The 24,406-nt window shown below is 63.4% G+C and carries 24 protein-coding genes; 15 read left to right on the top strand and 9 right to left on the bottom strand.

From position 1 onward, the window contains the following. Positions 1–2: 2 nt before the first annotated feature. A complete protein-coding gene (locus AR689_RS06550) occupies positions 3–1,349 on the bottom strand; it encodes a sulfatase family protein (RefSeq protein ID WP_062068243.1) in 1,347 nt (448 codons plus the stop codon). A gap of 2 nt (positions 1,350–1,351) precedes the next feature. Beyond that, a complete protein-coding gene (locus AR689_RS06545; RefSeq protein WP_062068241.1) occupies positions 1,352–2,398 on the bottom strand; it encodes a hydroxyacid dehydrogenase in 1,047 nt (348 codons plus the stop codon). Positions 2,399–2,532: 134 nt separating this feature from the next. Here AR689_RS06545 and AR689_RS06540 point away from each other — a divergent pair, with 134 nt between their 5' ends. Then, positions 2,533–3,669 (top strand): ROK family transcriptional regulator, encoded by a 1,137-nt coding sequence (locus tag AR689_RS06540; RefSeq protein ID WP_062068239.1) that lies wholly within the window; start codon positions 2,533–2,535, stop codon positions 3,667–3,669. A gap of 54 nt (positions 3,670–3,723) precedes the next feature. Here AR689_RS06540 and AR689_RS06535 read toward each other — a convergent pair whose 3' ends face one another. Beyond that, positions 3,724–5,739 (bottom strand): hypothetical protein, encoded by a 2,016-nt coding sequence (locus AR689_RS06535; RefSeq protein ID WP_062068237.1) that lies wholly within the window; start codon positions 5,737–5,739, stop codon positions 3,724–3,726. A gap of 264 nt (positions 5,740–6,003) precedes the next feature. On the opposite strand from AR689_RS06535, the gene AR689_RS06530 reads away from it, so the two are divergent. Next, on the top strand, positions 6,004–6,249 hold the full coding sequence (locus AR689_RS06530) for a phytanoyl-CoA dioxygenase family protein (RefSeq protein WP_062068235.1): 246 nt from the start codon (positions 6,004–6,006) through the stop codon (positions 6,247–6,249). Here the strand turns inward: AR689_RS06530 and AR689_RS06525 are convergent. Continuing rightward, positions 6,246–7,184 carry an NAD-dependent epimerase/dehydratase family protein gene (locus AR689_RS06525; RefSeq protein WP_062068233.1) on the bottom strand — a complete coding sequence of 313 codons (939 nt, stop codon included), beginning with the start codon at positions 7,182–7,184 and terminating at the stop codon, positions 6,246–6,248. The two genes, AR689_RS06530 and AR689_RS06525, sit on opposite strands and share 4 nt — an antisense overlap. Before the next feature lie 144 nt (positions 7,185–7,328). Here AR689_RS06525 and AR689_RS06520 point away from each other — a divergent pair, with 144 nt between their 5' ends. The 9 genes from AR689_RS06520 to AR689_RS06480 all read left to right on the top strand — a co-directional run bounded on the left by AR689_RS06520 (position 7,329) and on the right by AR689_RS06480 (position 15,480). Next, positions 7,329–8,072 (top strand): TetR/AcrR family transcriptional regulator, encoded by a 744-nt coding sequence (locus AR689_RS06520; RefSeq protein ID WP_062068231.1) that lies wholly within the window; start codon positions 7,329–7,331, stop codon positions 8,070–8,072. A gap of 17 nt (positions 8,073–8,089) precedes the next feature. Beyond that, positions 8,090–8,881 carry an oxygenase MpaB family protein gene (locus AR689_RS06515; protein ID WP_062068229.1) on the top strand — a complete coding sequence of 264 codons (792 nt, stop codon included), beginning with the start codon at positions 8,090–8,092 and terminating at the stop codon, positions 8,879–8,881. Then, on the top strand, positions 8,874–9,794 hold the full coding sequence (locus tag AR689_RS06510; RefSeq protein WP_062068227.1) for a DUF817 domain-containing protein: 921 nt from the start codon (positions 8,874–8,876) through the stop codon (positions 9,792–9,794). Before AR689_RS06515 ends, AR689_RS06510 begins: the two co-directional genes overlap by 8 nt. A 123-nt stretch (positions 9,795–9,917) precedes the next feature. After that, the gene (locus AR689_RS06505) at positions 9,918–10,724 is read left to right on the top strand and encodes a RelA/SpoT-related domain-containing protein (RefSeq protein ID WP_062068225.1); all 807 of its coding nucleotides are present in this window, start codon (positions 9,918–9,920) and stop codon (positions 10,722–10,724) included. Positions 10,725–10,727: 3 nt separating this feature from the next. Continuing rightward, positions 10,728–10,958, top strand: a complete 231-nt coding sequence (locus AR689_RS06500; RefSeq protein ID WP_062068223.1) for a hypothetical protein — start codon at positions 10,728–10,730, stop codon at positions 10,956–10,958. Positions 10,959–11,384: 426 nt separating this feature from the next. Continuing rightward, on the top strand, positions 11,385–13,250 hold the full coding sequence (dnaK, locus tag AR689_RS06495; protein WP_062068221.1) for a molecular chaperone DnaK: 1,866 nt from the start codon (positions 11,385–11,387) through the stop codon (positions 13,248–13,250). Between the two features lie 2 nt (positions 13,251–13,252). Then, positions 13,253–13,912 carry a nucleotide exchange factor GrpE gene (locus AR689_RS06490; RefSeq protein ID WP_062068218.1) on the top strand — a complete coding sequence of 220 codons (660 nt, stop codon included), beginning with the start codon at positions 13,253–13,255 and terminating at the stop codon, positions 13,910–13,912. A gap of 151 nt (positions 13,913–14,063) precedes the next feature. Continuing rightward, complete coding sequence (locus AR689_RS06485; RefSeq protein WP_024818247.1) at positions 14,064–15,047, top strand: DnaJ C-terminal domain-containing protein; 984 nt, start codon at positions 14,064–14,066, stop codon at positions 15,045–15,047. Between the two features lie 10 nt (positions 15,048–15,057). Further along, positions 15,058–15,480, top strand: a complete 423-nt coding sequence (locus tag AR689_RS06480) for a heat shock protein transcriptional repressor HspR (RefSeq protein ID WP_024818246.1) — start codon at positions 15,058–15,060, stop codon at positions 15,478–15,480. 6 nt (positions 15,481–15,486) lie between these two features. On the opposite strand, the gene AR689_RS06475 is transcribed toward AR689_RS06480, so the two are convergent. Next, complete coding sequence (locus AR689_RS06475; protein WP_062068216.1) at positions 15,487–15,888, bottom strand: hypothetical protein; 402 nt, start codon at positions 15,886–15,888, stop codon at positions 15,487–15,489. A 300-nt stretch (positions 15,889–16,188) separates the two neighbouring features. Here AR689_RS06475 and AR689_RS06470 point away from each other — a divergent pair, with 300 nt between their 5' ends. After that, on the top strand, positions 16,189–16,947 hold the full coding sequence (locus tag AR689_RS06470; RefSeq protein WP_062068215.1) for a carboxymuconolactone decarboxylase family protein: 759 nt from the start codon (positions 16,189–16,191) through the stop codon (positions 16,945–16,947). 124 nt (positions 16,948–17,071) lie between these two features. Here AR689_RS06470 and AR689_RS06465 read toward each other — a convergent pair whose 3' ends face one another. The 3 genes from AR689_RS06465 to AR689_RS06455 all read right to left on the bottom strand — a co-directional run bounded on the left by AR689_RS06465 (position 17,072) and on the right by AR689_RS06455 (position 19,054). After that, positions 17,072–17,494, bottom strand: coding sequence for a hypothetical protein (locus tag AR689_RS06465; RefSeq protein ID WP_062068213.1), 423 nt, complete (start codon positions 17,492–17,494; stop codon positions 17,072–17,074). A 197-nt stretch (positions 17,495–17,691) separates the two neighbouring features. After that, positions 17,692–18,342: a CG0192-related protein gene (locus AR689_RS06460; RefSeq protein ID WP_062068211.1), complete on the bottom strand. Its 651-nt coding sequence runs from the start codon at positions 18,340–18,342 to the stop codon at positions 17,692–17,694. A gap of 76 nt (positions 18,343–18,418) precedes the next feature. Further along, entirely contained in the window at positions 18,419–19,054 is a 636-nt protein-coding gene (locus tag AR689_RS06455; protein ID WP_062068209.1) for a TetR/AcrR family transcriptional regulator, read from the bottom strand. 83 nt (positions 19,055–19,137) lie between these two features. Between AR689_RS06455 and AR689_RS06450 the strand changes: the two genes are divergently transcribed. The 3 genes from AR689_RS06450 (at position 19,138) to AR689_RS06440 (ending at position 22,471) form a co-directional block, all read left to right on the top strand. Further along, positions 19,138–20,196 (top strand): agmatine deiminase family protein, encoded by a 1,059-nt coding sequence (locus tag AR689_RS06450; RefSeq protein WP_062068207.1) that lies wholly within the window; start codon positions 19,138–19,140, stop codon positions 20,194–20,196. Then, positions 20,196–21,914: an amidase gene (locus AR689_RS06445; RefSeq protein WP_062068205.1), complete on the top strand. Its 1,719-nt coding sequence runs from the start codon at positions 20,196–20,198 to the stop codon at positions 21,912–21,914. The genes AR689_RS06450 and AR689_RS06445 overlap by 1 nt, the downstream gene beginning before the upstream one ends. Before the next feature lie 215 nt (positions 21,915–22,129). Then, positions 22,130–22,471 (top strand): hypothetical protein, encoded by a 342-nt coding sequence (locus tag AR689_RS06440; protein ID WP_062068659.1) that lies wholly within the window; start codon positions 22,130–22,132, stop codon positions 22,469–22,471. A gap of 180 nt (positions 22,472–22,651) precedes the next feature. Here AR689_RS06440 and AR689_RS06435 read toward each other — a convergent pair whose 3' ends face one another. Beyond that, on the bottom strand, positions 22,652–24,406 hold the full coding sequence (locus AR689_RS06435) for a glycoside hydrolase family 35 protein (RefSeq protein ID WP_062068203.1): 1,755 nt from the start codon (positions 24,404–24,406) through the stop codon (positions 22,652–22,654).

Here is a 24,406-nt window from a genome sequence, read left to right as displayed (position 1 = left end):
GACTACTTTCGGGTGAGGGTGGCTTCGTGGATCGCGTCGAGGGCGAGGTTGTGGCGGCTGGCTGCTACGGGGGCGGTAAGGAGGGGATCGCCGCATTCCCGCATCCAGTCGAAAAGGGTTGCGGAGAGATCCCTGAGGATCTCCGACTGCTCCGGCTGGCCGGCGATGTTGTCCAGTTCCTCTGGATCCACCCTGAGGTCGTAGAGTTCCAGCGCCGGGCTGGTGCCGATGGTTGGCCCGCCAAGGTCTGCCGGCAGGCTGCGGTGAATCCAGGATTGGGTGGGATCCATGGCGCGTGGTGCGTTGGAGAAGTTGACGATCAGCTTGTGCGTGGATGTCCGCACTGACCGCTTGGGGTCGTAATACGTGTGATAACTCAATTGGCTGAAGCAGTGGCTTCGCGGAGCCTCTCCTGCTTCGACGGCCGGACGCAGGCTGGCCCCGGCGAGGCCTTCCGGGAGCGGCAGTCCGGCCAGCTCCAGCAAGGTGGGCAGGACGTCCACGTGGCTGACGATGTCCGTCACGCGTTTCCCGGACCAAGCCGCGTTGCCGGGGTGGCGGAGCATCAGCGCAACGCCCAGTCCGGCGTCGTACAGGGTGCATTTGGCGCGGGGCAGCGCAAGGCCGTGGTCGGTGGTGAACAGCACCAGTGTCCGGTCTCGGAGGCCCAACGATTCGAGTTCCGCGAGAATGCTGCCCACGCCTTCGTCCATGTGCTTCACAGCGCCCTGCAGTTCGGCGATTTCCTCGCGGGCGCCCTCGTTGTCCACCAGGTGGGCAGGGACTGTGTGCCCCCGGGAGACGTCCGGGTTCACGCCGTCGGCCAGGAATCCCATGACGCCTGGGCGGTCCCGTTCGGACGGCACGCGGTGCGGTTCCGTGAAGCCCACCTGCAGGTAGAAGGGACGGTCGCTGCCGGACATCCGACGCAGTGCGTCAGTGGCGCGATGTACGACGACGTCCCGCGCACCTCCCGTACGGGCACGGTCGAAGCCAAGCCTGCTGGCCACCACGTCGTCGGCCAGGACCCGGGATTCATGGTGCACGCCAACCAGTTCGGTCTGATAGCCGGCCGATTTCAACCTGTAGGCGATGTGGTCTTTCGGTTCTGTGAGGTCCCAACTGAAGGGCTCGTGCGTCAGCCCGAGGACCCCGTTGCTCTGCGGATACGTCCCGGTGAACAGTGAGGCGCGGGCAGGGCTGCAGTGCGGGGCCGTGGCGAAGGCCTGTTCGAAGAGGGTGGATTCATCTGCCAGGGCGTCCAGGTTGGGTGTGGAGACAGTCTCCACTCCATAGGTGCCCAGGAAGCGGCCCAGATCGTGGCAATGGATCAGGAGGATGTTGCGCATTTTCAGCCCATTCGTTCGAGGTCGGTGCGGGTGAGGGCGTGTTCCAGGGGTTCGCCGTTGATGAAGCGGCGGAGTTCGTCAACCACAATGGCGCCGGCCCGGCGCCTGGAGTCCACGGTGGCCCCTCCGAGGTGGGGCGTCAGGAGCACGTTGGGCAGCGAACGCCAGGGGTTGTCCGTGGGCAGGGGCTCGTGGTCGAAGACGTCCAGCGCTGCATCAATCCGGCCCGAGCGGACCTCTTTGTAGAGGGCTTCCATGTCCACGATGGTGGAGCGGGCGGTGTTTACCAACGCGGCCCCGTCCGGAAGCAGGGCAAGTTCGGCGGCACTGATGAGACCTTCGGTTTCCGGAGTGGCCGGAGCATGGATAGCCACCACATCACTGTCGGCCAGCAGATCGTGCAGGGTTGCTGAGTGGGCCGCGAGGGGATCTCCGGCGGGAATGTAGGGGTCGTAGACGGACATCTTGGCGCCGAGTGCCAGGCAGGCGTCGATGTAGCGGCGTCCTGTCCTGGACGCTCCAACTACTCCGATGCGGGCCCCGGAGATTTCGCGGGCCCTGCTGACGTTGCGGGCGTCGTCCCAACTGGCCCCCGTCCGGAGGCTGTGATCGAGCAGGTGCACACGGCGGAGGAGATTCAGCGTGAAGGTCAGCGACAGTTCCGCGACGGCCGGTGCCATGGCCGCGCCCGCCTGGGAGATGGGGATGCCGGCGGCCCAGAAGTCGTCGCTGACCAGGGCGTGCAGCGAAGACGCTGCATGGACGACGCACTTGAGGTTCGGCGCCGCTGCCAAGTGTTCGGCGTCGAGCCGGGGGAATCCCCACGCGGTGATGAACGCATCCTTGTCTGCGGCGGCCGCCGCGAAAGTATCCAAGGACTGGAGTTCGGCGGGGGCGATTTCAGTGATGTCGCCCAGCTCGCCGAGGGCAGTGCGGGTTTCGGGAGTGATGAACGCTGCCCGTTCGGCGTCCGGGATGCTCAGCAGGATCCGCAGCCGGGGTGCTGTGGGGGGCGAGGAGGGTGATGCAACGCCTTTGTTGATGTTCATGAGACCGAGATTGCCAGCTTCAATATCTTTTGTCAATGACTAAAGTAAGTACAATGGAGAGTGTGAAGACATCCGGACCGCGGATGCCAGAATGGGGGAGATCCCTTGCGACGCAACAACAGGAGCCACGAGCTATGAAGCCACGCGCAGGCAGCAAGGCGCTGATCCGCGAGATCAACGAGGCCCTGGTGCTGGACATCGTCCGCACACAGGCGCCGGTATCCCGCGCCAAAATCACGATCCAAACCGGTTTGAGCGCAGCCAGCGTCACCGGGATCACCGGCAAGCTGGTCCACTCCGGGCTGCTGGTGGAAACCGAGATTGCGCCCAGCACGGGTGGCCGTCCGGCGCGTCTCCTGGAGCTGGGGCGCGAAGGCGTCTTCGCAGCTGGGGTGAGACTGTCCGCCACGGAGGCACACGCCGTCGTGGTCGATTTGCGCGGTGACGTGGTGGCAACGCACAGCGAGCCGTTGGCATCCACCGAGCCCGACGAGGCGGCAGCGGCCGCTGCCCGGGCTGTTCGATCCGCGGCAGGGCAGATGGAGTCCAGGCTGATCGGGGTGGGCGCAGCCGTTTCCGGCGTGGTGGATCAAGCCGGTGGTCTGGTGCGGCATAGCGGGGCGATGGGCTGGACTGACATCACATTCCAAATGCTTCTTGAAGAGGCTGTGGGCCAAGCCGTCGTCGTGGACAGTTTCGTCAACGCCTACGCACGCGGTTTGCTGTTCGACGACGTTTTCAAAGGTCGCGAAATGCTCATCTTCAGCGTCGGCACCAGCTTGGGGGCCGCCGTCGTGATTGAAGGCCGCATCCAGCGCGGCTTCAACGGCGCGGCGGGCGGCTTCGCCCATTCGCGTGCGATCACCGGACCCGGACCGGCCAGGCCCTGCCACTGCGGAGCCGAAGATTGCTGTGAAACCCGCGGCAGCCTGTGGGGCATGCAGCAGGAGCTGGAGCGAAACGGCCAGAACCGGCAGATAGACCCCGACGTCGATTCCAGCCTGATTGCCGACGCCGCCGTGCATCTGGGTATTGGCATGGCCAACGCCGCCAAGGTCCTCGGGCCCGAGCAGGTGGTGGTGGGCTTCGCGCCCGAAGCTCATCTGGGGACGTTCGCCGAGCAGACCAAGCACGCGTTTATGAGTCAGTACCTTCACGCCAACACTCCGCCTCCACTGTTTGATGCAGCCATTGCAGATCCTGTGGCCCTGGCCCGGGGTGCTGCGTGCTCCGTGCTGGCCGGCTTGTTCACGGCCAGCCCAACTGGGTAGCAGCAGATGTCGTTTTGAGGGCTCAGAACGACATCTGCTGCAACTTACATGGGGCTAACGCCGCATGGTTTGCATGGCCTGCTGATCGTCAATCCGGACAAGGTTCGGGCCGCGCAGCGTATAGAGCAAGCCGTCCTCGTCCGCCGTGATGTGCGGTCCGCTGTACCAACCGCCGTTGATGTCAGCAACAACAACCGAGACGGCGAAAGTGATCGGATCGATGCGGAACACCGTGGTGTCGGAGACGCCGTAGACCATCCCGCGGCTGACCTGAAGAGCTCCGAAGTCCGTGCACACCGCGCTCAGGTCTCCCCGATGAACCACCTGCCGGGTATCCAGATCGATCACGAACAGGCCGGCGGCCCTGCGGGACATGCCGTAAAGGAATTTGCCATGGATCGCCATGGCCGCAATGCCCTGAGGCTGCCCTGGATCCAGGCGCCACAACTCCTGGTTCGCCACAGGGTCCCACGCCACCACGGTGCTGCGGGGACCTGAGGCGTAGATGTTGTCGCCACCCAGGTAGGCCATTCCGTCCTTGGTCGCCACGGCACGGACCATCTGGAGGGCATCGATCGGGTTGACCTTGGTGATGACCTGCGTGGTGGAAGGCTTGTAGGCGGCGAAGCAGCCGCCACCGCCGGTGTCGTTCTGGGCCCCGGCTATGACCAGGCCGTTGACGGCATCCCAGCAGACATCCAGGGGACGGTTCTGTCCGGCCGGGAGCGCAGCCACTTGATAGGGAAGCTGCCCGGTGGTGGGGTCGTAGGCGTAGATTCCCCGCGAGTTGTACTGGCCCGTGTAGAGGACACCGCCTACGATCACGGCGTCCTTGGCTTCACCTGTTGCCCGGAGATAGGACACCTGTTCCGTGGCCAGTTGGTGCCGGGCAATGGTTCCGGTGCCGCCCACATAAACGTCCCCGGCACCCGCAGCGAGGCCCATGCATAGCTGAGGTCCGCCCGGCGCCCCGGCCTGTTGGAGGTCATGCTTGACGGCGGTCTTCGCCACGGGATCTATCTCAATGACGTCATAGGAAGACACTGTGAGCGCCTTGCTGCCGTAGACATCCAGGCCCCACATGGCCCCCACATCTTCCGTGAGGATTTGGGTGATCTTCTTGGTGACCATGTTGTAGGACCACACGCCCGGTTCCTTGACGAAGAACACGTCGTTGCCCAATTGCCTGAACATCACACCGGTCTTGGCGATGATGGTGTACTGGGCGTGGCTGGCAAGGTTGATCAGCACGGACTTACCGGGGCCCTTGACCCCCACCCCGAGCTGCCCGTTCAGCACGCTGAGGGAGGTGACCGAGACGCCGGTTGCTACTTCCGCCGGGAGGATATTCGTGGACGCCTTCGTGGTCCGGTCGAAGGCGAACAGGCGGCCGGGACTTGATCCGTTGCCGCCTCCCAGCGTGCTGCCCGTGCCGAAATACACGTGGCTGGCAGTGGCGGCCACAGCTTGGGCAATGGTGGCTCCGGGGTCAGGTATGCCCCAGCTGGTCATGGCATTCGTGGCGGGATCGAATTCCCACAGGGAGGGTGCCTTGGAGGTGAGCCCTCCGCCGGCAAGGTAGACCTTTCCGTCAGGGGCCACGGCCAGGGCCCGGATGTCGCGGTCTCCGGTTTCGCCCACGCCCACTGCCGGCACGTTGGGAGTGCTGAGGTCCCAGCGGTACAGGTTCGGCTTTCCATCGATTCCGTCACGCAGCACGCCTGCGTACAGGTAGCGTCCGGTGGGATCTGCGGCCAAAGCCTGGATGCTGTACCCGGAGCCGAGGTCTGTCCGTGACGTGATGGTGCCGGTGGGGAGGTGGTATCCAATCACCCGTACCGGGTTCAGGTTGCGGGACCCGATGTAGACGGTGTCGCCCACCAGCAGCGAACTCATGAGGGAAAACTGAACGACGGCGGGTCCAAGGTCGGTGATCTGCGGAACCCCTGCGGTCTGCATCTTTGGCGTGGCCTGTGCGGTGCCGGAGGACATTGCCGACAGTGCTACGGCCAGTCCGCCGATTCCTCCGGTCTGCAGCAATTGACGACGATTGATGGCGAAAGTGGACATGGAAGATCTCCTCATTGAGTGTCCCGTGGGGTGTTTCCAGGAGTGTTATTCGTGCTGCGGGGACGTTTCCGGAGGCGTCCTGTGCACTCCATCCAGCGTTTCAGCCAGCCATCAGGAAATCCATGATTCGAACATTTTCAGACATCCCACGTGTGCTGCTTCGCTGGGTCAGCACGCTGGTGTTCCCGCCGGAACCCGCTTGGCGAGGACCCGGTCTTCTTGGTAAAGAGTCGGCTGAAGTAAGCGGGATCGTCGTAGCCAAAGATGCCGGCCGCCTCCATCACTGCGGACCTCCCCGGGCTGGCGGACGAGCGGGACGCCCGGTGGCTCGTGACCGATTACGAGGTTGGTGACGTGGTGGTCCACTCGGCGCATATTGTCCACGCGGCCCTGGACAATGCCGACCCCAACGGCACCATGCGCCTGTCCACCGACATCCGGTACCAGCGCCTCAGCGAGCCCATCGATTGGCGCTGGCAGGAGCACTGGAATTACGACGACGGCCTCTAGCCTCCCGCGCCTACTTGAACGGCGCCGCGCCACCACGTCACGGTTGCTTCAGCAGCTTCCGCCAAAGGAGTCGGCTCGAGGCCCAGAAGCTTCTGGCTCTGCGAGGAATCCATTACGAACGGGCGCTCAAACTGGTATAGCAATTCGGCGAGCTCGCGCATGTCCGTGGAGAAAATGCCCGCCACCCGCAACACCCATCCGGGCACCGCGCTCACCTTGGGTGCAGCAACGCCGGCGGCCTCTGCATGCGCTGCGGCCATGTCCCGCTGCGTGACGGCGGGGCCTGTGGGGGCGTGCAGCACGGTGTTCCATAGTTCGGGTTGCTGTGCTGCTGCGATCATGGCGGCGGCCAGGTCCGGGACGTACGTGAAGGAATGCGGCTGGTTGATGGACCCGATGAACTGCACTGCCTTGCCCGCCAGGATGGGTGTCACCATCCGTTCTCCGGCATGTGCCATCTTCACGCGCGGTCCGAAGAAGTCGCCGGCAACAACGCTGACGGTGTTGGCGGCATGCGCCTGCCGGGCTGCCAGTAGTGCGGTCCGGATGCCGCGCTTGCCGCCGGTGGCTGTCCGGGGACTTGCTTCGGTCATCATGCGGTCAGGCTCGCTGTACGAGTAGAGACTTTCAGGGAAGACGACGACGGCGCCCGCGGCTGCCGCGGCATCCATCACCACTTGCTCGGCCCGGGGGAGTTCGGCGGCCCACGACGCTGCACGGTAGGCCGATCCGTGGATGCAGTGGAAGACCGCCGCGGCACCTGACACCGCTTCGGTGAGCCGCTCGGGATCGGCGGCATCCACGCGCATGCGCTCCACCAGGGGGTGGTCCGGTCCGCTGCCTGAGCGAGTCAAAATGCGTACTTGGTGACCCTGCCCGGCCAGTTGTTCGGCGACCGTGTATCCCACGGGCCCTGCTCCTGTGACGACGTACATGATGTTCCTTCTTTCGCGTTCGTTACCTGGAAAGCTAAAGCAAGAGCAGTGCTCTCTCAATCAAGAATGACCATTATCAGAGCCAAAGTCAAGAGCACTGCTCTCGTTTGTTCACAGCGCTCTCTGTTATGGCAAGCTGGGGGCATGACAACTGCCGAACCCGCCGCAGCTAAGACCAAGGCCAAGCCACCAACGCCGCGGGAACGGGCGCGCACGCAAACCATCGCGGACATCATCCGGCTGGGCCGCGAACACCTCGCGGTCCACGGCGCAGCGGCTCTTTCCCTGCGCGCCGTGGCGAGGGATCTCGGCGTCGTATCTTCTGCCGTGTATCGGTACGTCGAGAACCGCGACGAGCTCCTCACCCTCCTGCTCATCGACGCGTACAACGAGCTCGGCGATGCAGTGGATGCTGCGGTAGATGCCGTCCCGGCGGGTGACTTCCCCGGGCAGTTCAGGGCACTGAGCAAGGCCGTCCGCGCCTGGGCGGTCCGCGAGCCCTCCAGCTACGCCCTGCTTTTTGGTAGCCCCGTCCCCGGGTACCAGGCACCGGGGGAGCGCACCACTGTGCCCGGAACACGCGTCATTGTCCGCCTCGTCGGGATCTTCGATGCCGCCTACCGCGCAGGTGCCCTGTCCGCAGAGGTGACTCCCGCCGTCGTGATTCCCCCGACGCTGGCTGAAGACCTGGCGGCCATACGCGCCGAAATGAATCTCGCGGCACCAGATGCGTCGTTAGCGCGCGGTGTCCTGGTGTGGACCTCAGTGTTCGGGGCTATCAGTTTTGAGGTTTTCGGGCAGTACGGGCCGGAGACTTTCACGGCCCGCGACGATCTTTTTGAGCATCAGTTGGGCGTACTGCAGGGCGTCGCCGGGCTCCAAGGCTAGGGCGCTACAGTATTCAGATGGTTCGTGGACTGGCTGACATTGGTGCGGAGGGTGTCCTCCTGGCCGGCGCGGGCCGCGCAATTCTCCTGCAAATCGCCGACCCCACAGTGGGTCACGGCGTGGCCGAGCACAGCAATTTCGCCGAACGGCCCATGGATCGGCTCCGCGCGACCATGACCTACGTGTATGCGGTGGTTTACGGTTCCGAGGAGCAGGTGAAGGCCGTCCGCCGCGCCGTCAACCGCGCCCATGCCCCGGTTCGTCGCGGACCCGATGCCGCTTCACACGGATACAGCGCCTTCGACGCCGACTCCCAACTCTGGGTGGTCGCCACCCTCTACGACACCGCCGTCACCGTCTATCAGCAGGTCCATGGAATGCTCGACGACGATACCGCCGACCGTATCTACCGCGAGTATGCGCGGATCGGGACAGCCCTGCAGCTTCCGGAGGATAAGTGGCCGTCTGATCGGGCCGCTTTCGCTGCGTACTGGGAGTCCCATGTGCGCGGACTTCGCCCGGATGACAAAGCGCTCAAGGTAGCCCGGGACCTGCTCTACCCGACGGGTGGGCCGCGGTTGTTGCGCCTGGCCATGCCGTTGGCGCGGTTCCTCACCGCCGGCCTGTTGCCGGACCACGTGCGGGAAGGATTTGGCTTCACTTGGGGCAAAAGCCAGGCGCGGCGCTTCGAGCGGACCATGCGGCTGGTGGGTCGCGTGTATCCGCGCTTGCCCCAGCGGATCCGGCATTGGCCCCGCGATCATTATTTGGGCCAGCTTGTGGTGGATTCCGCGGTGCCGCATGCGTAACTCCACGTCGGTGGAAGAGTCCATCGACGCCCTTGCGCACCGTTACCTGGAGGGCACTCGCGCTGGCCGTCTGCGGGCCGGGCTGACCGAGTTTGTGGTGTTCGGTCTGAAGCAGGCGTGGGCTTGTGTGTTCGGTGCGGCGTTGCTCGCGGTGATCATCGCCGCGCGCCTCTGGTACCCCGATAACGCGGCGCTCGCCCGCAACGATTTCCTGACCCTTGCCGCCGTCGTTATCCAAGTTCTGATGATCTCTTTCAGGCTGGAGACGCTGCGGGAATTGCGGGTCATCCTGCTCTTTCACGTGGTGGGGACAGTGATGGAGCTGTTCAAGACGGACGTCGGATCCTGGGCGTACGAGGCCGAGGGCTTCCTCCGGATCGGGGCTGTTCCACTGTTCAGCGGCTTCATGTATGCCGCCGTGGGTTCCTACATGGTGCGGGTGTTCCGGCTGTTCGACCTCCGCTTCGACCGGTACCCACGCCGTTGGATCACGGCCCTTGTTGCGGCTGCGATCTACATCAACTTCTTCTCGCACCACTACATCTTCGACGCGCGCTGGGTGCTGCTGGCCGCCGTCGTGCTGGTCTACGGACGGTGCGTGATGCACTTCCGTGTGTTCCGGCGTCGTTTCAAGATGCCCATCCTGGTTTCGTTCCTGCTGGTGGCGCTGTTCATTTGGTTCGCGGAGAACATCGGCACGTGGTCCCGTGCGTGGCTGTATCCCAACCAGCTGGATGGGTGGCAGGCGGTCTCCATCGACAAGCTGCTGGCGTGGTTCCTGCTGATGATCATCTCCGTGGTGCTGGTGGCATGGGTGTACAAGCCCGAACCGCTTGACGCGACCCAAACGGCTGACGCCACCCAAATTCGTCCAAGCCACCCGGATATGGGTGTCACCACTCCGAGTGAGTGACGCTTCGCGCCGTGATCAATTCGTTCGGCGTCAATATATGGTCACTCTGTAGATGGGCGACCATTACTCAGGCCCTGCAGTTCAGCGACTGTCGAGGGCCGCAGGGTCGCCTATGATCACAGAATGCCGGATCTGCCATGGACCACCAATCAGTTGCGTAAACTGGGCATCTGTATCAGAGACTCCCGGCCCATTCCAGATGCACTCCCGACCTACGACTCGGTCATGGTGTACTACAACGACGTAGCTGCCGAAACACAATCAAGGATCAAAGCATTGGATTGGGCCCCGCTACTCGGTGAGCGCGTTCCGGAGGTCACTTCCCGCCCTAAGACCATCGATACCCTTCGAGAAAAGCTTCAGCGCGACCACTCCACGCCCTTGCAAAGCGTGCAGGACATCGCCGGAGTGCGGTTTGAAGCAGAAATGACCCTTGAAGAGCAGGACGGAGTAGCGAATGCCATCGCCGGTTTGTTCGGGCATGATCTGCAGGTTTGCTGTCGCGACATGCGTGACAAGCCACACAGTGGATACCGCGCGCTTCACCTGTGGCTAAAACTCCCGGCGCGAGTCGAAGTCCAAATCAGAACTCACCTGCAAGGACAATGGGCGAACACGTATGAAGCGGCCGCAGACGTGCTGGGCCGGGGAATCCGATATGGTGAGTTGCCCACAGACGATCGGGAGAAAAAGTTCGTCGTTGATCTACAAGACATCTCCACCAGGGGTCTTTCCACCCTCGAGCAACGCCGTAGCAATGTCCGCACGGTTCGCAGCTTGGAAGAGGCCAAAAAACAGCCGTCCAAGCGCAGGCTGAGAGAGATTAGAACAGCGGAGAAGGACATGGACGAGACCGAGAAGGTTGTCTTGGACGGATTGGCGAACCTCAAAGCCTCGTTTGATACGATGCGGATTACTAGGAAGGGGTGAGGCATGCCTGGCTACGTTATCGAATACAACCGCCTCACGGGCGATCGGCTGGTCACAGCCTTTCCGGGAGCTGATGGTCACAAGGCGGCGCTTTTGGAACGCCTGAGACTGGAGAAACTCCGCCCCAGCGAGGATTGGGAAGTCGTCTCGCTCAATAGCGACTCTTTGGAAACCGTCCAGAAGACTCATTCGCGTTACTTCACAGGCAAAGAAGTTCACGTTCTGAGCGCGTAAAACGCAGCGTCACCTTATGAAGGACTTGGCCCGTCGGTAGACAGGTCGAGTCCTTCTTTCGTTTCCTCACGAATGGAAATTTTCGAGCTCGCGTGGCCTCCGGCCCCCTCTCGATTCTCGACAGATGTATCCAGGAGCCCATGCGATGCAGGCGTAGGTTCTGTACCGGCGAAACAGCCAGTTTGCCAGTTCACCGTGGGCGAAACCAGTCCGAAAGCCGCGTGATTCCGGGGCTTTCTTGAGCCCTCAGGGCAGAGTTGAGCGCACTCGACTCAACTTTGGATTGACTTAATTCTGAGGCTGAGTACAGTTGAGTGCAGAACGCTCAACTAGCCGATTGTTGAGCAGGCTCCCAGCACGTAACCCGCTCAGCGGACCGTTGCCAGGTGCGATCTCCAACATCGGCCATTGAAAGGAAAACAAGATATGTCACGTGCAGTAGGTATCGACCTCGGAACCACCAACTCCGTGGTCTCTGTTCTCGAAGGTGGCGAGCCCACCGTCATCGCCAACGCAGAAGGCGGCCGCACCACCCCGTCCGTCGTTGCGTTCTCCAAGTCCGGCGAAGTCCTGGTCGGCGAAATCGCCAAGCGCCAGGCCGTCAACAACATCGACCGCACCATCGCTTCCGTCAAGCGCCACATGGGCACCGACTGGAACGTCGCCGTCGATGACAAGAAGTACACGCCGCAGGAAATCTCCGCGCGTATCCTCATGAAGCTCAAGAACGACGCCGAGAGCTACTTGGGCGAAAAGGTCACCGACGCTGTGATCACCGTTCCGGCCTACTTCAACGACGCCGAGCGCCAGTCCACCAAGGAAGCCGGCGAAATCGCGGGCCTCAACGTCCTCCGCATTGTCAACGAGCCCACCGCGGCCGCACTGGCCTACGGCCTGGACAAGGGCAAGGAAGACGAACTCATCCTGGTCTTCGACCTCGGTGGCGGAACCTTCGACGTCTCCCTCCTCGAGGTTGGCAAGGACGAAGACAACTTCTCCACCATCCAGGTCCGCGCAACCGCCGGTGACAACCGCCTCGGTGGCGACGACTGGGACAACCGCGTGGTCGAGTGGCTCCTGAGCCAGCTCAAGGTCAAGGGCATCGACCTCTCCAAGGACAAGATTGCCCTCCAGCGTCTCCGCGAAGCTGCAGAGCAGGCCAAGAAGGAACTGTCCTCCTCCACCAGCACCAACATCTCCCTCCAGTACCTGTCCGTCACCCCCGACGGCCCGGTTCACCTGGACGAGCAGCTGACCCGTGCCAAGTTCCAGGACCTCACCAAGGACCTGCTGGACCGCACCAAGAAGCCCTTCCAGGACGTCATCGCTGAAGCCGGCATCAAGGTTTCCGACATCGACCACATCGTCCTCGTCGGTGGCTCCACCCGTATGCCTGCTGTCTCCGAGCTCGTTAAGGAACTCGCCGGTGGCAAGGAACCGAACAAGGGCGTCAACCCGGACGAAGTTGTGGCCGTTGGCGCGGCACTCCAGGCCGGTGTCCTGAAGGGCGAGCGCAAGGACGTTCTCCTCATCGACGTCACCCCGCTGTCCCTCGGCATCGAAACCAAGGGTGGTGTCATGACGCACCTCATCGAGCGCAACACCGCCATCCCCACCAAGCGTTCCGAGACCTTCACCACCGCTGACGACAACCAGCCGTCCGTGGCCATCCAGGTCTTCCAGGGCGAGCGTGAATTCACCCGCGACAACAAGCCGCTGGGCACGTTCGAACTGACCGGCATCGCTCCGGCACCTCGTGGCGTTCCGCAGGTTGAGGTCACCTTCGACATCGACGCCAACGGCATCGTCCACGTGTCCGCCAAGGACAAGGGCACCGGCACGGAACAGTCCATGACCATCACCGGTGGCACGGCACTCTCCAAGGACGACATCGACCGCATGGTCCGTGAAGCCGAAGAGCACGCTGCTGAGGACAAGGCCCGCCGCGAAGCTACGGACACCCGTAACTCCGCTGAGCAGCTCGCCTACTCCGTCGAGAAGCTCATCGCCGACAACGACGACAAGCTGCCCGAGGAAGTCAAGACCGAGGTCAAGGCCGACGTCGACGCCCTCAAGTCCGCACTGGAAGGCACCGACGACGCCGCTGTGAAGACTGCGTTCGAGAAGCTCCAGGCCTCCCAGACGAAGCTCGGCGAAGCCATCTACTCGCAGGCCTCCGCAGCTGACGCTCCGGGTGCCGGCGCAGAAGGTGCTCCTGCCGGTGAGAAGGCTGCTGACGACGAAGACATCGTTGACGCCGAAATCATCGACGAAGACGAAGCGAAGAAGTAGCCATGCCTCACCACGGCAACGAAGCAGAGCACTCTGAAGGCAACGAGCCGCGCAAGCCGGTTATCCGGGACAACCGCAAGGTTGACCCGGAGACCGGGGCAGCCCGTCACCCCGATAGCGAAGCTGCGGCTCCCACCGAAGGCAACGCCGCTCCCACAGACGGTGACGCCCTCTCCCAGGCTGAGGAAATCCTCAACGGGGTAGAGGTGCCGGCTGAGGAATCGGTAGCCTCCGGTGCCGCGGCTGAAGCCCAGGCAGCGGAGCTCCGCAACGACCTCCTTCGCCTTCAGGCTGAGTACGTCAACTACCGCAAACGCGTGGAACGCGACCGTGCCGTAGCAGGAGAGATGGCCGTCATCGGCGTCCTCAACTCCCTGCTCCCGGTGCTGGACGACGTCGACGCCGCACGCCAGCACGGTGACCTCGAAGACGGCCCCTTCGCCGCCATCGCCACCAAGCTGGAGAACGCGCTCAAGACGTACGGACTGGAACGCATCGCGGACACCGGAGTCGAATTCGACCCCACCATCCACGAAGCACTCATCCAGCAGCCCGGCGAAGACATCGAGGTTGACACGGTCAGCCAGGTGCTGCGCTCCGGATACCGCTCAGGTGAGCGGGTCCTGCGTGCAGCCCAAGTGATCGTCGCGGTTCCGGCGTAACTAGCAGACGCTTCACCGGATATGGGGCGGTGCCCGCTTCGCGGTGCCCTCCACACCGCCGCCCCATATCCGGTTTCGCGTCGGTTGTAAGCTCGCCAGAGGCGCGATGACTGCAGCCGCACGTTTTTTATTGACTTGAAAGGAAACGCTCTTGGCCAGCCAGGACTGGGTTGAAAAGGATTTTTACGCGATCCTTGGTATTGCCAAGGACGCGTCCGATGCGGATATTAAGAAGGCTTACCGCAAGCTAGCCCGGCAGTACCATCCGGATACTAATGCCGGGGATGCTGCTGCGGAGAAGAAGTTCAAGGACATTTCCGAGGCCTACTCGGTGCTGTCCAGTGCTGAGGATCGGCAGCAGTATGACGCCATTCGTGCCATGGGTGGTGCCCGGTTTGCTCCGGGTGCTGGCGCTGGACGTGGTGGTGCAGGAGCCAATGGCGGGTTTGAGGACCTGTTCGGCGGCCTGTTTGGTGGCGGGCCTGGTGCTCGTCAGCCTGCCGGTGGCGGTGGCATTCCTCCGGAGTTCGCGGACCTGTTTGGTGGCGGCTTCGGCGGAGCTGGCCCCACAGGGTTCCAACGTGCCCCGCAGAAGGGCTCCGACCGGACGGCAACTACGTCCATCTCGTTTGCCGGCTCAATTAACGGCACCACTGTGAGCTTGCGTGAGAGCAACGGCAACGTGATCGATGTCAAGATTCCCGCCGGTATCAAGGATGGGCAGAAAGTCCGTCAGCGCGGCAAGGGCAATGTTGGCCCGGCCGGCAATGGCGACCTCATCATCACGGTGAGCGTGAAGCCGCACGACTTCTTCCACCGCGACGGCGACAACATCCGCATCCACGTGCCCGTCACGTTCGCGGAAGCGGCGCTCGGCGCCACCATTGAGGTGCCAACGCTCGACGGCGACACCGTCAAGGTGCGCGTTCCGGCCGGAACACCGTCGGGCCGTACCCTCCGGGTGAAGGGCCGTGGCGTGAAGACGTCCAAGGCGACCGGTGACCTGCTGGTGACCATCGACGTCGCGGTTCCACAGAACCTGAACAAGGAAGCGGAAGAAGCCGTGAAGGCCTTCGCCGCTGCCACCACTGACGCCAACCCGCGTCACGATCTGGCCGCGAAGGCCCGGTTGTAAGGAGACGGTCATGGCAATCGACGTCAACCAGCCGATCTTTGTCATCTCCGTTGCTGCGGAGCTTGCCGACATGCATCCGCAGACGTTGCGCCAGTACGACCGCTTGGGCATCGTCTCGCCCAGCCGTGCGCCCGGCAAATCCCGCCGTTATTCGCAGAACGACGTGAACAAACTGCGGGAGGTTCAACGCCTCTCGCAGTCTGGCGTCTCGCTCGAGGGCATCAAACGCATCCTGGACCTCGAAAACCAGGTGGCTGCGCTGCAGTACCGGGTAGTTGAGCTCACGGAGGAGCTGTCGCGCCGCCGCTCACCCGTGGATGCTCGTATCTTCGCGGCAGGTGCCGCGGGCGACGTCGTCTCACTGGCGCGTGGCCAGCGTCCCCGGGCGCGGTCCCAGGCCGTCGTGGTGTGGCGTCCCCGAGCCGGGGACTAGCTTGGGCTAAGCCCGGCTTCGGTCCCAGCTGACCACCACCCGGGCAGCGCCGGCTTCGGTCCGCTCAACGTCCACCACAATCTGCGATTCCTTCGCCCCCATATCGCGGATCTGCTGCTTGTAGTCCTCGACATGTTCCAGCAGTGACGCTTCAGTCCATTCCCCCGGGCGCATTCTGGTGGAGATCTCCACAGGTTCCTCCCTGACCAGAATCTCCTCGGGTTGCCGCTGCGGAGCCTTTGCTGGCTCAGATTCTCTGGACGGTACCAGCATGCGGAAGCCGAAAATTCCGCCGGCTATCCCAGCCACGAGGCCCGCGGCAATAAGCCAAATGGCCTTTCCGGGTCCGCGACGCCCAGGAGCCGCTTCCGTGATGATGGGTGCTTTCTTAGCGCTTCGTCGTGCCATGGGGAGTTCAACTTTCCAGTCGGCGATCGGGGTTCCGTGCTCGTGGTGCGTCAGAATCCTGCCCTTCCATCGTAAGCATGCTGAGAACTCCTGGTAAGTCGCTTCGCGTGAGCTGCTGCGAGGGGCGGACGAAGCATGTACTGCCGGAACCTGTATCAAGGGACTCTCCCACAAGGCTCCTCAATGGGGTGTTATGTGTAGGTGGCCTTTCCGGCCCACCGATCAGGCACCGCAATCGAAAGCTTCCATACCGCCAGCCAACTCGGCGGGCAGTCGGAACAGCTGTTTCAAGGAGACCCCATGGCCCTCACCGAACCCGCCCGCAAGAACCATGACGAACTCTTCCCCGGTCAGCTCCCGGCCTTTGCCGTCACGGATCCCGAGCTCGCGGAGATCTTCAACAATTTTGCGTTCGATGAGACCCGAGGCTATGGAAACCTGGAGACGAAGACCCGGCTCATGGTCCAACTCGCCTCACTCATCGCGTGCCAAGCCATGGGGGAGTTCCGGACGTTGTTGGGCGCGGCCCTCACAGTGGGGGTGACCCCAACTCAAGCCAAGGAAATCGTCTACCAAGCCGTGCCATACGTCGGCATGGCCAAGGTCTCCGACTTCCTGCACGCCACAAATGAGATCCTCACCAATCACGGTGTGGAATTGCCGCTGGCTGGACAGTCCAGCACCACAATAGCCAACCGCGCGGAAAAGGGCCTCGCGGTCCAGAAAGTCATTGCGGGCGCCGAACGCGTGGGTGGCATGCGGGCAGCCGCAGCCGAGGATGAGGAACACTTCCAGGATTATCTGGCAGGCAACTGCTTTGGTGATTACCTCACACGCGGCGGCCTTGACGTTGCAACGCGTGAGCTCCTGACTCTATCCATGCTGGCGTCCATGGGCGGCTGTGAGGCGCAAGTGAAGGGGCACGTTCAAGGCAACCTCAACGTGGGGAATGATCGCGCACGAATGCTGGAAGTCATCACGGCGTTGCTGCCCTACATCGGTTACCCGCGGACGCTGAACGCGCTGCGCGTACTCAACGAAGCCGCCCCCGCAACCTAGCTAGCCACCTGATTCCTGCGGCACCGCTGCTTGCGACTGGCCACCGCTTGCGACAGGGCACGGTTGGCGCCCGTGGCAGGCGGAGTCGGCAAGTGGAGCCGGCGGGTGCTGTCCGTGGCAGGTTTTACGGAACCGGGGGCACCGGCGGTTGGACTGGTGTCTCAGGCTGCTTGGCGGGCTCAGGTTCACCCGGAGGCATCATCATGCGCCAAGCAAAAACTGCGCCCGCTCCCGCCAGGGCGGCGGCGATGGCGGTGAACCATATTGCACGGCCCGAGCTGCGCTGACTGGTCTTCCGGCTGAGCGCCTGGGTGGCTTTCTTTACTGCCTTGGTGGCTGTGCGTTTAGCTTCCTTGGCTGCCTTCTTGTTTCCAGTCAGGGTGAGCATCACGCCCTGGACCACGGAAGGGACATCTGCGTGGTTGATCCGGGCCAAAGCCCACCTCACCACGGCGTCTGTCTGTGCGGATGTGCCATCTGTTGCATGCGTTACCCACTCCCGTGCAAGATCCTGGGCGGCGGGAATGATGTTTTGTGTTGTGTACATGCTTGACCCCTCACATAGTTAGACGGCTTGCTTGCCAGCCTACGCTGCAGCATCTGTAGCCAACAGGTGCCCCCGGCGTGCACTCCCTCCCGGTTGCCTTTGTGCCATCGCCCAAATAATGCAGGGTTGGCGGCGACACGCCGTGGTTTGCAAGCAGCGATGCGAGGCAACTGGGAAGGAGCGAGGCGAAGCGGAGGTCAGATCCGAACCACCGAGGCCAGTTCTACCGGGTTCTCCAGGCCGGCCCACTTACCGTTAAGGATCAGGTCTCCATGAAGCTCCGGGGCAGCAGCGGTATTGGCCGAGGCATCCGCTGCCATATCCAGGACCCGGGTGACCTTCAACCGCAGCTCGCCCGCATCAATGATGGTCACGCCGCTGCCGGATACCGGCGCCGAGGCACTCAAGGCGGGGACGTCGCCGTCGAGCTTTCCGCTGCCCTGTACTGTGACCGTGCTGGGCCGCGGTCCCAGCTCTCCGTCGACAATGAGTTCGGCCTCTTGCTGGCCAGTGAGGATGGCGGTGGCCAGGGCCTTGACGTAGATGGGGTCGGCGCAGGCGTCGTACACCCAACGCTTGCCAAGGACGGAATGGTCCATGGTTCCCACCAGCCACTCCTCGGCGCCGGCCAGCTCGTAGCCGCGGTAGCTGAGCGGAACTTGGTAGACGCGTTCCCCTGCGGTCACAACATGAGTCTCGAGGCCCACCTCGCCGGCGGGATCGTCAAAACGGTAGGCACCAATGAGCTCCGGGGAACCATCCTGGATGAACCAGGGCTGCTTCGGGAGGTAGTCAGCGATGAGTTCGAGCTTGGACGGGGACAGGTTTGCCTTGTGAATGATCGCCATGCTCACCAGCCTAGGGCAGTGTGGGCGGGGCCATGAAAGACAGGGCCTGGTGGTCGACAGCCTTACGCGCTCGGCCTTAGGCGCTCGGCTTGGCGGCCAGGGAACCCCGGGCCGCGCCCACCATCCCCTCGACGGCGTGGGCCAGATGCGTGCCACGATCGTTGACGCCGTTCCAGCGCACCAAGGCCTGGGCGTTCAGACCGTCCACCATGCCCAGGATCTGCCAGGCGACGGCGGCGGCATCGGAAACGTTGAAGGCTCCGCTTGCGTTTCCGTCCTCCACTACTCCTTGGAAAACCTTCTGCCAGGCATCCATTTGTTCGCGGACGGAAGCGGCCAAGGCTTCGTTGCGGCGTCCCAGCGTCCAGGCTTCCACCCAGATTGCGGTGACGTCCAGCCTGCTGTTGTCCAGAAGCGTTTCCACCAGCAGGCTCAGGCGTTCGGGTGGTCCAGGTTGCTGGCTTAGCAAGCCGGCTACTTCCTGCGTTTCTGCCGCCACGATGGTGGCGAAGGTGCTTGCAACGAGCGTGTCCATAGTGGGCTGATAGTGCGCAACAAGACCGGAAGCGACGCCCACGCGGGCGGCAACATTGCGCAGCGTGAGTGCTGAGAGGCCCGCCTCGAGTGCGATCTCGCGGGCGGCTTCGGTGATTTCTGCTGCGCGCTCTGCCGGTGACTTCCGGACTGCGCGCTTCTGTGGAGTGCTTGACATCAAGGACCAGTCTAGATTACGTTTTCAGCATTGTTGATCGTGTGATCAACAAGAGATTTGCACTGAAGACGAAGGAGTCACCCATGGCTTGGAGAATGCCGGCCGAAACCGCACCGCATGAGCGCACCTGGATGGCGTTCCCCCGAACCGGCCTGACGCTTGGCGACGACGCCGCGTCGGCCGAAGAGGCCTACGCGGCGTGGGCCGCCGTCGCCCATGCCGTGGCCGAGTTCGAGCCGGTGACCATGGTGGTGGACCCCAGCGAGCGCGAACGTGCTGCGCACATGCTGGGCGGCGGCATCGAACAGGTTGAGGCGCCTTTGGATGAGTTCTGGATGCGCGACGTCGGACCCACCTTTGTGCTGGACGACGAACGTCCCGGTGTGCTTGGCGCAGTGGACTGGATCTTCAACGGCTGGGGTGCCCCGGCGTGGTCCGAATGGCAGAAGAGCGCCGGAATGGGGCGCTTTGTTGCCGAAAAGTCCGGTGCTGAACTGGTGAGCTCCCTCCTGGTGAATGAGGGTGGCGCCATCCACGTGGACGGTGAAGGAACCGTGCTGGTCACCGAAACGGTCCAGCTGGATCCAGGCCGGAACCCCTACGCGGACAAGGCAGCAGTTGAAGCTGAGCTGGCCCGCACCATCGGCGCCACCAAAGTCGTATGGGTGCCCCGTGGTCTGACGCGCGACTACGAGGACCTGGGCACGCGCGGCCACATTGACATGGTGGCGACCATCCCCACACCTGGCCGTGTCCTGCTGCATTCCCAGACCAACCCGGAGCACCCGGACTTCGAGGTCAGCCGCGCGCTGCACTCGTTCCTTGAAACTCAGACTGACGCGGCGGGTAAACCGTTTGAGATTGTCCCGCTGCCCGCGCCGGAAACCCTGCGGGATGAAGACGGCTTTGTGGACTGGAGCTACGTCAACCACCTCGTGGTCAACGGCGGAGTCATCGCCTGTGGTTACGGCGAAGAACGCGCGGACTCGCTTGCGGCAGAAATCCTGGCTGAGGCCTACCCCGGCCGCCGCGTTGTCACTGTTGACGCGCGCCCCATCCTTGCCCGCGGCGGTGGTATCCACTGCATCACGCAGCAGCAGCCGCGTCTCGGCGGACCACAGATCAACGGGGGTGCAGCGTAATGGCTCCCTTCGACGTGGTTGAGGCCTCCATCGCGCAGCTGCGTGAGGCGCTGGAAACAGGGGAGGTAACCAGCGAGCAGCTCACGCAGGCGTACCTTGACCGCATCGTGGCCTACGACCGTAACGGCATCACTCTCAACGCACTCGTGGTCATGAACCCCGATGCTTTGGCGGACGCACGGGCCTCTGATGCGCGCCGGGCTCAGGGCGAAGTGAGGGGCCCGCTGGACGGCATTCCGTATACGGCCAAGGACAGCTACTTAGCCAAGGGGCTCACTGCCGCAGCCGGGTCCCCGGCCTTTGAGCATCTGGTGGCGCAACGGGACGCCTTCACCATCGAACGCCTCCGGGACGCCGGCGCGGTGCTGATCGGGCTGACCAACATGCCGCCCATGGCCAACGGCGGCATGCAGCGCGGTGTGTACGGCCGCGCCGAAAGCCCCTATAACGCCGACTTCCTCACGGCAGCGTTCGGTTCCGGTTCCTCCAACGGTTCCGGGACCGCGACGGCGGCAAGCTTCGCGGCCTTCGGCCTGGGTGAGGAGACCTGGTCAAGTGGCCGCGCACCGGCGTCGAACAATGCTTTGTGCGCCTACACGCCCTCGCGCGGCGTCATCTCGGTGCGCGGCAACTGGCCGCTGGTCCCCACTATGGACGTGGTGGTCCCGCATACCCGCACCATGGCGGACATGCTGGAGTTGCTGGACGTGATCGTGGCCGACGACTCTCAGACCCGTGGCGACTTCTGGCGTGTGCAGCCGTGGGTTGAGATCCCGAAGTCGTCCGAGGTCCGGCCGGAGAGGTACCCGGCGCTGGCTCCGGAAACGCTCGACGACGGACGCGCGGCTTTGAAAGGTAAGCGCTTCGGTGTGCCGCGCATGTATGTCAACGCAGACCCGGATGCCGGGACCAGCGCAAAGCCGGGCATCGGCGGCCCCACCGGGCAACGCATCGAGACGCGGGCTTCCGTGATCGATCTGTGGGACGCCGCGAAGCGAGATCTCGAAGCCGCTGGTGCTGAGGTTGTTTTGGTGGATTTCCCGGTGGTCTCCAACTACGAAGGCGACCGCCCCGGCGCACCCACCATTGCCACCCGTGGACTTGTCACCCATGAATACCTCCAGCGCGAAATCATGGATCTTTCCTCCTGGGCCTGGGACGATTTCTTGCGTGCCAACGGTGATCCCGCACTGAATCGGCTTGCGGACGTGGATGGCGCAAGGATCTTCCCGCACCCTGAGGGTGCCCTGCCGGACCGCTACGCCGGGTTCGACGACGACATTGCCGAGTACCCGGGACACGTTCGCGATCACGGCTACAACCAGCTGACTGAGATCCCCGAGCTGGAAAACGGCGTGCGCGGCCTTGAGGAGACACGACGCATTGATCTGGAGGACTGGATGGACAGGCTCGGACTGGACGCGGTCCTGTTCCCGGCAGCGGCAGACGTAGGCCCTGCCGATATGGACGTCAATCCGGCCTCGGCTGACCTGGGCTGGCGTAACGGCGTATGGGTGTCCAACGGAAACCTCGTCCCGCGCCACCTGGGCATCCCCACGGTCACTGTGCCGATGGGAACCATGGCAGACATCGGCATGCCCGTGGGCCTCACTTTCGCTGGCCGCGCGTATGACGATACTGCTCTGCTGACGCTGGCCGCCGCCTTCGAAGCCACGGGGTCGCGCCGCACTCCTCCGCCCCGGACGCCGGCACTGTAATTTTGGCTGCCCTGTAACTTTGGCTGCCCGGCGTTCCTGCCCGGTTGCTTCCCCACTGTCACCGAAAATATGCCCCGACGCCGGCGGATCGGCGTCGATTTGGGTCGGATGTGGGAGGTAACCGGGGAGGAACGCGGACAAACGGACTACCGCCGATGCGTGGAGGGGCCGCTGCTCTGATTACAATCAAAGGGACGTCGACCACTGAGGGAATCATGAAGAAACTCACCACTGTCCTGATCGCTGCCGGGCTCATCGCCTCGGCATCCGCCTGTTCCGCCCAGCAGCAGCTGACCACCGCGGAAACCTGCGACCGCGTCGGTGTGGCCGCCGCAAGCATTCCCCAGAACGCTAGCAAGACAGCCACCAACCGCGTGGCCAACGCCATCCGGCCCATCGAAGCTGTGGCATCGGACGAAATGAAGCCGGTTGTCACCGCCATTCTGGAATACATGGATGAGCAGTCCAAGGAAACCCCGGACGAGGCGAAGCTTGGCGAGCTCGGCCAGGCCTACCAGGAAGCCGGCACCAAGTATGGCGAGCTCTGCCGCGGCTAATGACGCCCGCGCGCTGAACACACAGAGTTGAACACACAGAAGGGGACCGGTTGGATGACCGGTCCCCTTCTGCGTACGCAACCCTCTATCACTTCCCGGCCGTTCAACGGCAACCCTCTATCACTTCCCTGAAGATAGTGAGAGACGGTCGGGTTCAAGCAGGTGGGATGTGAGAGACGGTTACTTTTCGTCGGGGCCCAGGTCAGGCCCGACGACGAAACTCACCTCACGCGTCGCGCTTCCGTGAAGTTCCAGGATGGCGAGCTCGTTGGCGCCTTCGTGGATCAGCGGACCGGGCACATAGAGGGTGCGCTGCGGACCGCGACTCCAATACCGTCCAAGGTTGAAGCCATTGATGAAGGCATTGCCCTTGGTCCAACCGTCCAGGCGAAGGAACCGGTCGCCCGGGCCTTCGGCTTCAAAGGTGGCGAAGGAGATGCTGGGACCGGCCACACCAGCGTGGGTGGGGTCGCCCCCTGGATACGGCAGCGAGGCAGCACGGTAGGCATCCAGGGACTCCAGGTCCACTGCGCCAACCCTCCAGTCCACTACCTCCGCACCGTTGAGCAACGCGGGCCCTATCAGCCCCTTGGCCTCGCCGATCCTCTGCCCGTAGTTCACCCGGCCTTGGTCTTCCAGAAGAACCTGAAGGCGGCCACCATGGGGGATCACAACCGCGCGCTCGCCCGCTTCCCGGCTCAGGACCCCAATGGGCGCGCCGTCAAGGAAGAACTGCGCCCGGTCCCGGATTTCGGAGAAGGACAGGACGCCGCCGCCCTGCAGCAACACTTCGTAGACGTAGAAGCCTCGGTAATGCCCGGTGATGTCCACCGGCGGAACCGGCCCGGGAACCAGCTGCGTAGCAGGCGGGACAGAGAGTAGAGGCGCGGACCCGGAGACGGCCACCACGGAAGCCGTCAGCGAAGGCCGCGCGGCAGGCACTTCGGAAGGAACCGGGAAGTGCTTGGCAATGACGTCCCGGAAGGCAAAGTACTTGGCCGTGGGCTGTCCGTCTTCGGAGAGCGGCGCGTCGTAGTCGTACGAGGTGATGGTGGGCTCGTAAATACCTTTGTCGTTTGCTCCGTTGCTGAACCCGAAGTTGGTGCCGCCATGGAACATGTAGATGTTCACCGAAGCCCCGGCGGTCAGCAGCGCGTCCAGTTCGGCGGCGGAAGCGGCGGCGTCGGTGGTGTGATGGTGCGTTCCCCAGTTGTCGAACCAGCCGTTCCAGAACTCGGCGCACATCAGTGGGCCAGTGGGTTGCCGTTCCCGCAGGAAAGCCAGCCGCTCATCAGCGCGTGAGCCGAAGGTCCCGGTTTTGTGCAGCTCTGGCAGTGAGCCGTCCTCGATCATGGTGCCGAAGGGCTGGTCGCAGGTGAACAGCGGAACGTCCACCCCCAAGCGCTTGGACAGGTCGACCAGGTGCTGCAGGTAGGCCTTGTCGCTGCCGTAAGCACCGTATTCGTTCTCTATCTGGAACATGATCACTGGGCCGCCGTGGGAAATCTGGCGCGGCACCACCAAAGCCAGGACCGACTTCATATAGGAAGAGACGGCGGCCAAGTAGCCGGGCTCGCTGCTGCGCACGCCCACGGTGGGGTCCGTGAACAGCCACGCCGGCAGCCCTCCGTTGTCCCACTCAGCGCAGATGTACGGGCCAGGACGAACAATCGCGTGCATCCCGGAATCGGCCACCAGATCAAGGAACCGCCCGAGATCCAGTCCGCCCTCGGCAACAAACGAACCGGGAACAGGCGAGTGCTGGTTCCACGGCACGTACGTCTCGATGGTGTTCAGCCCCATGAGCCGTGCCTTGTGGATCCGGTCCGCCCACAGATCGGGGTGAACCCGGAAATAGTGGATGGCTCCGGACAAGATGCGGAAGGGCTGATCGTTCAGGAGGAAGTCCTGATCTCCGATTTCGAACGTGTCCAA

Source organism: Arthrobacter sp. EpRS71 (assembly GCF_001512285.1).
Lineage (GTDB): Bacteria > Actinomycetota > Actinomycetes > Actinomycetales > Micrococcaceae > Arthrobacter.
The sequence above is the reverse complement of the archived record's forward strand: the minus strand, read 5'-3'. Positions and strand labels throughout refer to the sequence as shown.

Bases quoted from the DNA above. Each gene is read 5' to 3' on its own strand.
- AR689_RS06550 (WP_062068243.1), bottom strand. From the start codon at position 1,349: ATGCGCAACATCCTCCTGATCCATTGCCACGATCTGGGCCGCTTCCTG.
- AR689_RS06545 (WP_062068241.1), bottom strand. From the start codon at position 2,398: ATGAACATCAACAAAGGCGTTGCATCACCCTCCTCGCCCCCCACAGCA.
- AR689_RS06540 (WP_062068239.1), top strand. From the start codon at position 2,533: ATGAAGCCACGCGCAGGCAGCAAGGCGCTGATCCGCGAGATCAACGAG.
- AR689_RS06535 (WP_062068237.1), bottom strand. From the start codon at position 5,739: ATGTCCACTTTCGCCATCAATCGTCGTCAATTGCTGCAGACCGGAGGA.
- AR689_RS06530 (WP_062068235.1), top strand. From the start codon at position 6,004: ATGCCGGCCGCCTCCATCACTGCGGACCTCCCCGGGCTGGCGGACGAG.
- AR689_RS06525 (WP_062068233.1), bottom strand. From the start codon at position 7,184: ATGTACGTCGTCACAGGAGCAGGGCCCGTGGGATACACGGTCGCCGAA.
- AR689_RS06520 (WP_062068231.1), top strand. From the start codon at position 7,329: ATGACAACTGCCGAACCCGCCGCAGCTAAGACCAAGGCCAAGCCACCA.
- AR689_RS06515 (WP_062068229.1), top strand. From the start codon at position 8,090: ATGGTTCGTGGACTGGCTGACATTGGTGCGGAGGGTGTCCTCCTGGCC.
- AR689_RS06510 (WP_062068227.1), top strand. From the start codon at position 8,874: ATGCGTAACTCCACGTCGGTGGAAGAGTCCATCGACGCCCTTGCGCAC.
- AR689_RS06505 (WP_062068225.1), top strand. From the start codon at position 9,918: ATGCCGGATCTGCCATGGACCACCAATCAGTTGCGTAAACTGGGCATC.
- AR689_RS06500 (WP_062068223.1), top strand. From the start codon at position 10,728: ATGCCTGGCTACGTTATCGAATACAACCGCCTCACGGGCGATCGGCTG.
- dnaK (WP_062068221.1), top strand. From the start codon at position 11,385: ATGTCACGTGCAGTAGGTATCGACCTCGGAACCACCAACTCCGTGGTC.
- AR689_RS06490 (WP_062068218.1), top strand. From the start codon at position 13,253: ATGCCTCACCACGGCAACGAAGCAGAGCACTCTGAAGGCAACGAGCCG.
- AR689_RS06480 (WP_024818246.1), top strand. From the start codon at position 15,058: ATGGCAATCGACGTCAACCAGCCGATCTTTGTCATCTCCGTTGCTGCG.
- AR689_RS06475 (WP_062068216.1), bottom strand. From the start codon at position 15,888: ATGGCACGACGAAGCGCTAAGAAAGCACCCATCATCACGGAAGCGGCT.
- AR689_RS06470 (WP_062068215.1), top strand. From the start codon at position 16,189: ATGGCCCTCACCGAACCCGCCCGCAAGAACCATGACGAACTCTTCCCC.
- AR689_RS06465 (WP_062068213.1), bottom strand. From the start codon at position 17,494: ATGTACACAACACAAAACATCATTCCCGCCGCCCAGGATCTTGCACGG.
- AR689_RS06460 (WP_062068211.1), bottom strand. From the start codon at position 18,342: ATGGCGATCATTCACAAGGCAAACCTGTCCCCGTCCAAGCTCGAACTC.
- AR689_RS06455 (WP_062068209.1), bottom strand. From the start codon at position 19,054: ATGTCAAGCACTCCACAGAAGCGCGCAGTCCGGAAGTCACCGGCAGAG.
- AR689_RS06450 (WP_062068207.1), top strand. From the start codon at position 19,138: ATGGCTTGGAGAATGCCGGCCGAAACCGCACCGCATGAGCGCACCTGG.
- AR689_RS06445 (WP_062068205.1), top strand. From the start codon at position 20,196: ATGGCTCCCTTCGACGTGGTTGAGGCCTCCATCGCGCAGCTGCGTGAG.
- AR689_RS06440 (WP_062068659.1), top strand. From the start codon at position 22,130: ATGAAGAAACTCACCACTGTCCTGATCGCTGCCGGGCTCATCGCCTCG.